The organism is Streptococcus gwangjuense (genome assembly GCF_003627155.1).
GTDB lineage: Bacteria > Bacillota > Bacilli > Lactobacillales > Streptococcaceae > Streptococcus > Streptococcus gwangjuensis.
On the sequence record NZ_CP032621.1, the window covers coordinates 440,023 to 452,684 of the forward strand.

9 protein-coding genes and 2 pseudogenes are annotated in these 12,662 nt (G+C 37.3%); all 11 read left to right on the forward strand.

What is annotated here, in order from left to right; all coding sequences use genetic code 11:
* Nucleotides 1-86 precede the first annotated feature (86 nt).
* Entirely contained in the window at nt 87-383 is a 297-nt protein-coding gene (locus D7D53_RS02060) for a WXG100 family type VII secretion target (RefSeq protein ID WP_004261570.1), read from the forward strand.
* Between the two features lie 62 nt (nt 384-445).
* Nucleotides 446-3,685, forward strand: coding sequence for a type VII secretion protein EsaA (gene esaA / locus D7D53_RS02065; protein WP_042750274.1), 3,240 nt, complete (start codon nt 446-448; stop codon nt 3,683-3,685).
* Nucleotide 3,686: 1 nt separating this feature from the next.
* Complete coding sequence (gene essA / locus D7D53_RS02070) at nt 3,687-4,148, forward strand: type VII secretion protein EssA (protein ID WP_004261567.1); 462 nt, start codon at nt 3,687-3,689, stop codon at nt 4,146-4,148.
* A 123-nt stretch (nt 4,149-4,271) separates the two neighbouring features.
* Nucleotides 4,272-4,514, forward strand: a complete 243-nt coding sequence (locus tag D7D53_RS02075) for a type VII secretion protein (RefSeq protein ID WP_042750271.1) — start codon at nt 4,272-4,274, stop codon at nt 4,512-4,514.
* Nucleotides 4,515-4,528: 14 nt separating this feature from the next.
* Entirely contained in the window at nt 4,529-5,683 is a 1,155-nt protein-coding gene (gene essB, locus D7D53_RS02080) for a type VII secretion protein EssB (protein ID WP_042750269.1), read from the forward strand.
* A 9-nt stretch (nt 5,684-5,692) separates the two neighbouring features.
* Nucleotides 5,693-10,069 carry a type VII secretion protein EssC gene (essC, locus tag D7D53_RS02085; protein ID WP_120769974.1) on the forward strand — a complete coding sequence of 1,459 codons (4,377 nt, stop codon included), beginning with the start codon at nt 5,693-5,695 and terminating at the stop codon, nt 10,067-10,069.
* An 11-nt stretch (nt 10,070-10,080) separates the two neighbouring features.
* Nucleotides 10,081-10,410: a DUF4176 domain-containing protein gene (locus D7D53_RS02090; protein WP_049486988.1), complete on the forward strand. Its 330-nt coding sequence runs from the start codon at nt 10,081-10,083 to the stop codon at nt 10,408-10,410.
* A gap of 3 nt (nt 10,411-10,413) precedes the next feature.
* Nucleotides 10,414-10,848: a YwqH-like family protein gene (locus tag D7D53_RS02095; RefSeq protein ID WP_120769975.1), complete on the forward strand. Its 435-nt coding sequence runs from the start codon at nt 10,414-10,416 to the stop codon at nt 10,846-10,848.
* A gap of 4 nt (nt 10,849-10,852) precedes the next feature.
* Nucleotides 10,853-11,137 (forward strand): TIGR04197 family type VII secretion effector, encoded by a 285-nt coding sequence (locus tag D7D53_RS02100; protein WP_120769976.1) that lies wholly within the window; start codon nt 10,853-10,855, stop codon nt 11,135-11,137.
* Nucleotides 11,138-11,248: 111 nt separating this feature from the next.
* A pseudogene (locus D7D53_RS10325) lies at nt 11,249-11,653 on the forward strand (T7SS effector LXG polymorphic toxin); the annotation flags it as partial.
* A gap of 165 nt (nt 11,654-11,818) precedes the next feature.
* Nucleotides 11,819-12,544: pseudogene (locus D7D53_RS10330) on the forward strand (TNT domain-containing protein); the annotation flags it as partial.
* Nucleotides 12,545-12,662: the final 118 nt, after the last annotated feature.

Below are 12,662 nucleotides of genomic sequence, written 5' to 3' on the forward strand. Positions count from 1 at the left end.
ATTAATACTATAAATTTTTTTCCAAAAATCCTTGATTCATATATGAAATAATGTTATAATAAAACAAAAAACATAGGAGTAAAAATATGTCAGGACAAATTCGTGTATCTCCAGAAACCCTCCAATCACGTGCACGTGAATATGGAAAAGCTGCAAACGATATCAGAGTTATTTTGAGCAATCTTCAACGCTTGCAAGATACCTTGCGTTCGGAATGGGAAGGTGCTGCGTTCCAAGGCTTTGATCAACAATTCTCTGAATTGAAACCAAAGGTTGAAAACTTTGCTGATTTAATGCAACAAATCAATACACAACTTGATAAGACTGCTCAAGCGATGCAACAAAATGACCAAGACTTATCTAGAAACTTTGGTCTTCAATAATCTAAAGTTGAGGTTGAGGAGAAATCCTCAACTTTTTTACTATATTTAATTAAGGAGAAAATGTGAGAAAGAAAGTTTTATTTAGCTTAGGGATGCTACTGTTATTTGTGACAATGATAGTATCCTTCTTTGCAATTGTAAAACCAACACCTATCAGCCGAACGAACTCAGATTCCTCGGTGCAACAAGCCCCTATTAAAGTAGCTATTGTTAATGAAGATACGGGTAAGGTATATAATGGACAACCGATTAACATTGCGAATACTTTAGTAAATTCGTTCATAGCTAAAAATAATTACAAAGTGGAAGTTGTTTCTAGGTCAATCGCTGAAAGCGGTCTAAAAAATGAGACTTATCAGTTGATGATAGTCTTGCCAAGTAAATTTTCAGAAGAAGCTTTAGCAATCGAATCAACTTCCCCTGTTCAGGCGAAGTTTCAATATCAAATTCAATCAAGTGACCAACTGACTGTCAAACAGGCTGAACAAGCTGTAGTAGCTTTCAAAGAGCTCTTTAATAAGGATTTGATTAATATTTATTTCACTAGTATTATCGGGAATTTGAAAACAGCACAAGGCCAGGTTGCAGATGTAGTTACAAATGAACATGAGTCACTGACTTCTTTTAATAATAAGTTAGTGGATCCTCTTGCTCAATATGGTCAACAGTTTAATGGGTTGGGTTCATCACCGAATAATCTCTTATCATCGTATTCGTCATTTAACAAGACCCTGTTAAATACAAATGATGCCTTTAAATCAATTGATTCTGTTAATAAGACATATGAGGAAACAATAAATGGAATAGATAAGCAACAAAAAAAATGGGATAATTCCTTGAATACTAGAGAACAGGCTTTGTCCAACTATGATAAAGACTTTTCCAAATTATCAGTTGAGAAACAATTATCTCAATTGGCTGCTATAAACACTCAATTTAATAATAATTTTTCAGAGCCAGCTATTTGGAAAGAAACCACTGATAAGGCTTCTTCCTATAACAAAGATATCGCAAAACTTCTAGAAAGTTTGAAGAAGAATAATAAGGAAATTGATGATACCTTATCAAATTATGATACAAAGATTAGAGAAGCAGTAGAGTCTTCCTTGGCTAAAAACCCATCAGCGGTAGATGGAGCTAATAAAACTCTTGGAAGTTATATCAAGTCGTTAAATACTAGTATGCAAAATCAAATTACTAGTAAATGGCCAAGTGTATACTACGATGATACAACTATAAATAATCTCTCTTTGTCAGATACTGATAAACAACATTTGAAAAATATTAGTGCTTTTATACGGTGGTATAGTAAGAAGATAGGGAAAGATTTGCCAACTTTGCAATCTACAACACTTGAAAATGAAGAATTCTCTCAGTTAAAGAATGACATTAAGTCTAAGAGCACAACAAAACGTGAGCTAACTTTACCTTCGTTTGAAGGAAAAATTTCAAAATTAAAGATAACAGTACCAAGCGGATACTATCTTAAAGAATCAAATTTTGGATTTTCTGATCTTGGAGGAGGTAGTTATCAGGTATCTTTCCCTGGTGAAGTATCTCCAGGTATGACTATTTCATACACACTAGGAATCAAGAATGAAAATGATCTCAATGTCTTGTCACCTGTGCTTGTTAAGTATCAATTAGATACGACAGAAGATGTAAAAGTTATAAAGGAAGATGCCCCTTATGTAGAAAAAGATAAAATAGAGAATGAGACAGTTCATGCTGCGCCTGTTAGTCCAGCTACTTCTGTAGCTTCAGGTTCCTCTACGCCTGATGTGCAGAAACCAACAGAAATTATTACAATTACGAAGACCATCACGACTACTAAGATAAATCAAACAGAAAAAAAAGTTTTGAATCGTCATTATGAGATGCAAGACATTATTTCTAACTGGGAGTACAATCCTACCAAGCTAACTCAAGCGGTTTATAAAGATGTTGAGGCGTATCTACAGTTATCAGGACTTGTTACTGCGTATTACGGCTTAGATTTATCTAAAAATACGTACACAGACACTACGTTTGTTCCAGCAGAAGGTTCTCTTGCTGCCTTAGCAAATAATGATGACCTCAAGACCATTGTGACCAATCTAATCAAAGCAACTACAGTAGAAGCTCTAAAATCAGATTTGAAGATTTCTGATAAAAAATTGACGGATATTCAGTCACGATTAGCCAATGCTGAGAAATTAACATCTAACATCGAACAGCTGAGAACAACAACCAATGATCTAATAACTCAGTTAAGACAGTTAATTGAACAGACCAAATTAGTGGATACAACGATTAAAGGTAAACCTAGTTTTGTTGCAACAGAAAAAGTAGATAATACTAGTATGGTTAATGTTAGTATGGATATGAACAGGGACCTAGGTACACTGATTTCAGCTAGTAAAACCTTGATGGACAATACAAAAGCAAACCAAGCTGTTTCTGAGACGATACAAGCTACTATGACTCAGTTGACGAATGATGTTAATACATTGGAAAAAGACGGAAAATCATTAAGTGCACGCGTTTCTGAATTGAAAAATATCATGTCTAGTGAATATGGTTCAAACGAAGAATTCCTTAAAAACTTTTCTACTGTTTTGAGCAATACTAGAACGGGTAATACGAAAAATGATGCAGTCTATGAATATTTGTCAAATCCTGTTGATGCTTCTAAAATTGGGAATGTTGTATCAGCTGCGACCAATAGACCGTCACAGACGAATCGTCAAGATGAGAGATCAGGACTCCTTGTTATCTTAATCAGCTATCTTGTTAGCTTGGTTGTTGCCTATCTTTTCCAACATGCAGATAAAGAAGAATTGCAAAGATTAATCAGTTTGAAGGACCGTTTGTCATGGAGAAATTCTTCTGGACCAATGTTCTTCCTAAGTGTGATTTCAGTAGCTGTTGGTTCTATAATTGCGATTGTTTCTGGAGTTAAACTTGCTTTCTCTGTAGGTCAATTGAGCTGGTTTGTAATGCTTCTTGTCTTGGTGAGTCTAATGATGACATATAGTCTGAATATCCTTCTTGATAAACTAAAAAGTCTTGGATTTTTGATAAGCATAAGTCTATTACTGCTTTATATCATTTCAGCAACTCAATTATTTGATGAATATTATGTGAATCCAGCTCCTATTTTAACAACTCTTTCTCCGTTAACATATCTTGAAGGTGTAGTGAGATTATTCATTAATCAGCAAAACGGAGTTGTTCAGTCAGTAATGGTAATTGTTGTTCTAACAATTGCTTTGGGACTTGTAAATATTTTCTTGTATCGCCAAGTTAAGGATAGCAAGTAATATGAAAAAAAATATTGTCTTTATCTTTCTATTGTTTTCAATTTTTACAAAAGGTAGTGTTGCTTTTGCAAACGATGGATCTTTGCAAATAGATACGTCTTTAGATAAGAATACCAAGAAAACAGAGATTCAGTACTTTGAACAGGAGAGTAATTTGACAAAGTTATTTCATCCTGAGACATATAAATTGATTGATACAACTAAAAAATTGGATAAAGAAAAGTATCAATTAGTTAAAACAAACTTATTTAGCACTAAAGTGGAATCGGAGAATATCGTTAATGAGTATCAGTCTGCTTTATTTACCAATCAGATTCAAATCAACCACAGTGATAAAAAGACTGTTTCACTTAAAAATGTAAAGTCTCCTGTTTCTTGGACTGCAATTTTATTGTTTATACTAGGGATGATTGTCACAATTTACTCGCTCTTTTATAAAAAGTTACATATAGCTAAACAATAAAGTCGATAGAAAAATACATAAAGGGAGATACAAAATGTATCTCTTTTTATAAATAGAAAGTTCTTTAATATTCATGTTTTGCGTGATATAATAGGCATAGCATAATAGATTTAGGAGTTTTATATGGAAGAGTACATTAATATTAGTCTGGATTGTTCGCCTTTTTTATCTAAAATATTAGATTTAAGGGTCCCTACTGAGTTAACGATTAAAGAATTGATACAAATCGTCTCAGATGCTTATGGTATTGGAATTAAGGTAATGAATCCAAGTGTAAGAAATCAACAGTCAGGAGAAATTCTTGCTAGTACGAGCAGTCTAGTATTAGTGAAAGACGGAGTTTTATTAAACCTGGAAAGAATATAGTAAGGGAGTCAGGTATGGAAGTTCAAAAAATTGAATTAGTAGTTGGAGATATCAAGGGAAATCGTGAAATAGCTTATGCTTTATTAACAGCAATACAACCTTATTTTGTGAATCAAAATGTTATTGAGGAAGAAGGTAAACTAACGATTGAAAGTCTATTGACTGATGAATATTATTCTTGGGATAAGCTGACTACGATGATTGAGGAAGAAAAATTACGTCATCTGATCAATGTTGGTCAATTATTTAACTCGCTGAAGGATTCAATTTATACTTATGAATTATCACCTAGTAATTTAGTGTTTTCACGAAATGGGAACCCTCTATTCATTTTTCGTGGTGTTAAAGGGCAAGTGCCTCCCTATGATGCATTGAAGCTAGAGGCGTTTACAGTTAACTTTAAAGCTATGATAGTATCTCTATTAGATAAAAAGGTAAGTTATGAAAAATTAGTGGAGGGACAGTCGCCATTTTATAAAGGAAAACTGTTTTGTGAGACCATCATGAAGTCTGAAAATTTGGATGAAATCTTAGCCTTACTACTAGAAAAATACTTAGAAGAAAAGGAACAAAATAAAGAAAAATTTTCACGTGTTCCTAATAAACTTGTTTCGCGGTTGAAGTGGACTACCATTATTGCATCATTTATTGGAGTGCTATCAATTGTTGGAGTGTTTTACTTTGCATTGTTCGCTATGCCTAATCAACAAATGATTTCAGGTTTACGTTTGGCTTTTGTAAACCAAGATTATTCTTCGGTTGTATCTACTGTTAAAAATACAGATTCTAAATCACTTAGTCAAGATGATGCTTATATGGTGGCTTATTCCGTCATTAAAACAGAGCCTTTAACAGAAACGCAAAAGACAGAGCTATCCAAAATATCAACTCAATCAAGTACAGACTATCTTCGTTACTGGGTTTTAATTGGACAGTCGAAAGTTGATGAAGCAATAGATATTGCAAGTTACTTAGATGACCCACAATTATTGATGTATGGTCTTACCAAAAAGGTTGATGAAGTTCAGAGAAACCCTAACCTCACATCTGAACAACGTACTGAGCAACTAAACAATTATAAGAGTAAATTGGAAGAATTGAAGAAAAACTACCTAACACCAGAGACGAATAAGTCGAATACGACTTCAACTTCAACAGAGTCAAGATAGGAGTGGTCTATGAATTATTTATTTTTTGAAGACAATGTTTATCCACTCTATACAGGGAATACCTATCAACTGGGGCCTTCTATAGCTTCTAATATCTATCTTCCTATTCTTGAAAATGTGGTGTTGGAAGTCAAGGAAACGGGAGTTGAACTGCTCGGAGAGACTTATTCTTATGGGTATCATTTGGTTTCTATAGCTGAAGATATAAGTGTATCCTTATTGATTATTAAAAACACCGAGTATTACCTTCTTCCCGAAAAAATACTATATTTATCAGATAAGAAAGAAGCGACTATTCGCTTAGTTGATTTTCCTATAGAAATCATTTTGAGCTTTGATGGGACAAATAAGACGATTTATAGTGCTAGTCCATATTATCTTAATGGTGAAAGAAGAACAGGGACGCAAAATATTCAAGATATGGACCAACTTGTTTTTGAACAAGGTCTAGCTTTATCCGTTCAAAAACAAATCTTATCGATTCATTCACTATTTTCTATTGAGACGAGCTTACTGCCTTTTTCTGAAGTAATGGTCGAAGATCGTTCAAAAGAATTTCATCGCTCTCCACGGATTATTCTGAGAGAACCCGAGGATAAAGTAACGATTGCTTCGGCACCAACAGATGATGAAGGCAACAAACAATCGTTACTAAGATTGATTATTACCCCTTTGGCGATGATTGTCTTTACGATGCTAACGGTTTACTTCACACGTAGTGGTGGCATGATGTTCATGATGATGGGGATGTCTGTCATTACTATTGGGACTTCCATTCATACTTATTTTTCTGATAAAAAATCACATAAGGAACTTCAAGAACAGAAAATTGTTGAGTATATGAAATACTTGGAAACCAAGTATTCACAATTAGCTAACCTACGTAAAGAACAAGTTAAGGCTTTGGTGTATCATTTCCCTGGCATGGATCAGATTTTAGAAATGGTAGAAAAAACGGATAGACGTATTTACGAAAAGACACTTTATCATTTTGATTTTCTGTCTTATCGTTTGGGTTTGGGTGAAGTTAATTCTAGTTTTTCTATTGAGTATTCAGATTCTGAATTAACAAAATATAATGTAGCTGCTAACCAAAAAATTCAAGAACTACTTTCCTACTATCGTGTGACTAAGCAGGTACCTATTACACATACATTAACAAATCCTACGGGCTATATCGGAACACGGCAAATAGTGATTGAACAAGTTCAACAGATGATGATGCAATTAGCGACTTTTCAAAGTTACCATGATTTACAGTTTATTCCAATTTTCCGAGAGGAAGAGTTTGAGTTATGGAATTGGAGCCGATGGCTACCTCATACGAAAATAAAAGCACTAAATAGCCGTGGTTTTGTTTACAATCAACGTACTCGAGATCAACTATTAACGTCGCTCTATCAAGTTATTAAAGATAGAAAGTTAGATAGTGAGCAGGATAAAGGGAAAGAAAAGCAATACAGCCCTCATTATATTCTCTTTCTTACAGATTTAAGCCTGATGTTGGATCACAACATTATGGAGTACATCAATGAAGATTTATCCCATTTAGGGATTCATTATGTTTTCGTAGAAGAAGTACTTGAGAGTCTACCAGAACACGTTAAGACAGTTGTTGACTATCGAGGAGATAAAAAAGGTACAGTATTACTTCAGGATGGCAATTATACAAATAAAGAAATTACGCCTCTTCCTCCTGTAAGTTTATCGGAAAAGGAAAATTTTGCGAGAAATCTTGCGGGTATTCATCATGTTCAGACTTTGCGTAATTCGATTCCGAATAGTATTACCTTCCTAGAGATGTATGGAGTCAATAAGGTAGAGGAACTAGAACTTTTAAAACGATGGCAAGACAATGAAACTTTCCAAACAATGGCTGTTCCTCTAGGAGTTCGAGGTAGAGATGATATTCTTTATCTAAACATCCATGAGAAGGCGCATGGGCCTCATGGATTGATTGCTGGTACTACGGGGTCAGGGAAGTCTGAGCTTATTCAGTCCTACATTCTATCTTTAGCTGTGAACTACCATCCGTATGAGGTTGCTTTCCTCTTGATTGACTATAAAGGTGGAGGGATGGCTAATCTCTTTGCAGACCTACCTCATGTTGTTGGTACGATTACAAACTTGGATGGCAACCAGGCCAATCGAGCTCTGGTATCTATCAAAGCTGAACTTAAGAAGCGTCAGCGTATTTTTGCAGAAAATGATGTTAATCATATCAACCAGTATATGAAACTCTTCAAGGAAGGGAAGGTCAAAGAACCATTACCACATCTATTAATCATTAGTGATGAGTTTGCAGAGTTGAAGGCGAATCAACCTGATTTCATGGATGAATTAGTCTCTACAGCTCGTATTGGTCGATCATTGGGGGTTAAATTAATTTTAGCAACCCAAAAACCTAGTGGGGTTGTCAACGATCAAATTTGGTCGAACTCTAAGTTTAAAATAGCTCTTAAAGTACAGGATGCTGCAGATTCTAGAGAAGTAATCAAAACACCTGATGCCGCAGAAATTACCCAGACAGGTAGAGCCTATCTTCAAGTCGGAAACAATGAAATCTATGAGTTATTCCAAAGCGCTTGGTCAGGTGCGGATTATAATCCAGAAGGACGAAATCATGTTCAAAAAAACACAACTGTGTATGAGATTACAAGTAATGGTCAATACAATGCCATTAATAAAGATTTGAGTGGTTTAGTCAATAAAAAAGAAGCAAAGGCTGTTCCAACAGAATTAGACGCCATTGTAGAAAAAGCCCGTGAAGTCTTTGATGGTCTTCGTATTCATCAGGTAGCCAGTCCTTGGTTGCCACCACTTGAAGAGAAGATATATGCTAAAGATACACAATCGACTAACTACAAGGATTATTGGGGACGTTCAGAGGCGTTGCAACCTATTTTAATTGGGTATCAAGATATTCCAGAAAGACAGGAACAATCTCCTCTTTACTTCAATATGGAACAAAGAGGTCATATTTTATTGGTTTCGAGTCCGGGATTCGGTAAGTCCACTTTTCTACAGAACTTTGCGATGGATGTGATTCGTAAGCACACACCAGACCAGGTCCATTTCTACCTCTATGATTTTGGTACCAGTGGCTTAATCTCTATTTCAGATTTTCCTCATGTTGCAGATTATTTCACCTTGGATGAAACTGAGAAAATCATGAAATCTCTTCGATTCTTGAATAGAGAGATAAAAACTCGGAAACATGCTCTTTCGCAAGCAAGAGCCACAAATCTAAGGCAATACAATCAGTTGTCAGATGAGAGTTTTCCAACTATTTTCATAGAGATAGATGGTTTTGATAGTGTAATGGATGCCCCATTTGTCGATGCTTTTTATGATACTTTAAATGTCATTTCTCGAGATGGTGCCTCTCTAGGAATCTATCTGGTTGTGACACTTTCTCGTCTCAATGCGATGCGTCTACAGCTACAATCGAACTTTAAGACCAAGATTTCTCTCTTCTTGTTTGATACCAGTGACTTATCAGGTGTAGTAGGACGTTCAAATATTCCACTCGATGAAATCAAAGGCCGTGCCATAGCTAAATTGGATGATATCGTCCAATTCCAAGTGATGTTGCCATATAGCAGTGAACATTATACGGACTACATAAAGGAAGTTCGTGCAGAACAAGAAGCAATGGCTATGGCATACGATGGCCCACTTCCTGCAGGTATCCCAATGTTACCAGAAAAGGTAACCAAAGAGGTGATGTCAGAAATCTTAGAAAGCAGTCAAGACTTTATCTTGGGACTCGAAAGAGAAGCCGTTGTTCCAGCATCCTTTAGTTTCGAGCGACCTATGCTTATAGCCTCAGACAGTCCTGCTTTTGTAACGAATTACTATAAATTACTAGAATATCACCTAAACCGTTTATCAGGAGTGTATAATACTGTTATTTTAGATCCTAGTCAGCGTATTAACAGTCAGTTCTTTGATGGTATTCAACGATTTGATACTTCTTTAGAGGTTGATAATGTCATGAAGACGATATTAGAAGACTTTAAGAAACGGGTTGCGTCTCCAAATCAGGACTATCCAAAATGGTTAATTTTGATACCTGACATTGCTGCGACGGCTATGGCGGCTGGAGTGAGTGAACTGGACTTCAAGCAACTCCTTAGTGAAGGAGCTCAGTATGGAGTAACCTTGCTCTTTATAGGCGCCTACCAAGATCTAGTAGCGAACAATTACGACACTTTTGTAAAATTGGCGAATCAGTTAGTGGATCAAGTCTTTCTTGGTGTACGTATCAGTGATCAAGATCATACTCGCTATCCTTACATCACAAATGAGCCGGCACTGAAACCGAACCAAGGTTACATTCTTTATCCAGATCATTATGAATCCGTTCAATTATTAGAAATTTAGAGAGGTTATTTATGTCAGATACTAAATTATTACCACTAGGCAGTGTTATTGTTTTAAAGGGAAGTACTAAAAAGATGCTCATCATTGCTCGTGTGATTGCAGCACCCGTCAAAGGAGATCTCTACCGTTTTGATTACGGAGCCTGTCTCTATCCAGAAGGAATGGTAGGAGATAGCCTTATCTACTTTAATCATGAAGATGTTTTTAAGGTTGTTCAAGAGGGCTATAGCGATGATGATAATGAGCTTATGTTAGAACATATTGCTTCGGTTGTCTCTACAACAGATATTCCTAAAGGGAATGTTGCTGAGTTGAATGAAGTAAATGAACTAGGAGGCTAATACATGGGGCAAATAGACTATGATCAAATCTATTATCTTCAAGGTAGAGTGAATGCCTACTCCGCCAGCATCTCCTCCGCCCAATCACGGATTACTTCCATTGATGAAAAATTGGAACGTCTTCGTACGGCCAAGAAGTCTGTAGGGGAAATCCAACAAAATGTTCACAATATCAAGTATCCCATCATGCACCGAAATATTCAGCCTGAATGGCAAGGCAAACAAAAGGATGATTTCACCAAGCAGTGGGAAACCTTCTCCAGTGACTACACGAGTTTTCAAACGGAGATGAATACCTTCTATGATGCCATCTGTGATGAAATCACTAGGTTGGAAAATCAAAAGAACGAAGAACATGGCATTATTGGTTGGTGCCAAAGTCAGATTAACAATCTGGGGAATTTCATCGAGAAGCTACTACATACGAAGGAGGGGTAAGGTCATGTATGGAACGATTCAATTATCTGAGGTTCTGTTTAACGCGCACATCAGTAGTTTGACCAAGGCTCAGGCTAGTTTGGCTGGAGTGAGTAAGCCAAACTTTAACACGACATCGGAATCCAAGGTGCTCGATTTGTATCAGGAACAATTCAATGAGCTCTATCAGTTGATGACGAGCTATACGTCCTTATTGGGAACAGACGTCGCCTTGATGTCCGCTACAGGAAAAGAGTTGGCCCGTACAGATACTGTATTGGGACAAACAATGTTTTCTGGCTTGCAGTAGGGAGGTTCTATGAGTTACAAGATAAAATTTGATGATATTACCTCTGTTCAAGTGGAAAGTCAAAAGACGATGAATGCTTGGGAAGAGGCCATCGCTAATCTAAATAAGGCTATGAGCGACTTCATCAACAATCAAAATCTCCAAGGTCAGGCCATCTCGAGTATGCGCAATTACCTAGTAGAGGTGCATGGGACTCTTCTTCAAACTCTGGTCAACCTGATGAATGACTACTCAACTAACCTCCTACTGTACAAGGATGGTTACTACCAGATTGATTCAAGCAATCATGCAAAGTTACCGGGTCAGGTGTTTACAACCCTTCATAGTGATTTAAAGAGTTCACGTGACAATCTAAAGAGTGAGATTGAGCTCTTGAACACGACCAAGGACAAGATTTCAGACTTGGTGAGCTATTCAGGAAGCAGTCATACCAGTACGGTCATGAACTATAACTTTCTCATGAATCAGGTCAAGAACTTGGACAACTCGATCATCCAGTATGAAAGTAATCATGCGAGTCAGGATTTGGTTGCCTTTAAGGAACTCTTGTCTGCGACCAAGGCCTTGATCGCAGAACATGCAGGGAAGACACGGACTGTAGGGACTTATCAGTCGGGTGATTTCGCTAAACTCCAGTCTGTCCAACGCTTTGCGATGGCCTACCAACAGGCGACCAAGCAGATGGAGAGTCGTGTTGAGCGTGTACAAGCTGCCCAGGAGAGAGACAAGGTCCGTTTTGAAGCCTTGGCTGCAGAGGATCGAGCCAAGAACGGTTGGAAAGACCTAGCTATTGGTGTGGTGACCGTTGCGATTGGTGCTTTAGCGATTTGGGCAACTATGGGGGCAGCGACACCCTTGGTTGTTGGGGCTGGCTTAACCGCAGGAATTGGAACAGCGGCTTATGGGGCGTCTAATGCAGCGGAAGGGATTCATAACATCCAACTTGGGAATGCAGGGGATGCCCATACGAAATCCTATAATCTCATCCGAGATACGCTTTTCATGGGGAATGACAAGCTGTATCATGATGTTGGGAATGTCTTTGTGACAGCGAGTGCCATCATGATTCCCATAGGGCAGACTCAGAGCGCTGTCAAGGGCTTGACCCAGTTTGCGATAGGGGAAGCCGGTGCCTATACAGCAGGTCAGGTTGCCTATCATGGGACCAAGCTCCTAGGTGGTAGTGAGGAAGACGCCCAAACCGCAAACTTTATCGGGAATATCGTAGGAGGTTATGTGGTCTCCTCAGCAGCCAGCAAGTTTAGTCTCAATAAGGTGAAAGTAGATGTCGAAGCACCGAAGTATAACCGCGAGCAGATTCTGAAGAATCTGAAAGAAAGTAAACTTGCGAGGGAATCCAGTAACTTTGACCAGTATCTGGCGAAGGAGAAACTCCAACGAAACTTAAACAAATCCCCATTAGTTAGTCGGGAACTTCCGAAGGTGAAGGGTGTCCACAATGTCGAAGCACCGAAGTATAACCGAGAGCAGATTCTGAAGAATATAGAGGAAAGCAAACTTGCGA

What these genes read in the sequence shown, in the direction of transcription:
- D7D53_RS02095 (WP_120769975.1), top strand. Translation starts at nt 10,414, where the DNA reads ATGGGGCAAATAGACTATGATCAAATCTATTATCTTCAAGGTAGAGTG.
- D7D53_RS02060 (WP_004261570.1), top strand. Translation starts at nt 87, where the DNA reads ATGTCAGGACAAATTCGTGTATCTCCAGAAACCCTCCAATCACGTGCA.
- essB (WP_042750269.1), top strand. Translation starts at nt 4,529, where the DNA reads ATGGAAGTTCAAAAAATTGAATTAGTAGTTGGAGATATCAAGGGAAAT.
- essA (WP_004261567.1), top strand. Translation starts at nt 3,687, where the DNA reads ATGAAAAAAAATATTGTCTTTATCTTTCTATTGTTTTCAATTTTTACA.
- D7D53_RS02100 (WP_120769976.1), top strand. Translation starts at nt 10,853, where the DNA reads ATGTATGGAACGATTCAATTATCTGAGGTTCTGTTTAACGCGCACATC.
- D7D53_RS02075 (WP_042750271.1), top strand. Translation starts at nt 4,272, where the DNA reads ATGGAAGAGTACATTAATATTAGTCTGGATTGTTCGCCTTTTTTATCT.
- D7D53_RS02090 (WP_049486988.1), top strand. Translation starts at nt 10,081, where the DNA reads ATGTCAGATACTAAATTATTACCACTAGGCAGTGTTATTGTTTTAAAG.
- essC (WP_120769974.1), top strand. Translation starts at nt 5,693, where the DNA reads ATGAATTATTTATTTTTTGAAGACAATGTTTATCCACTCTATACAGGG.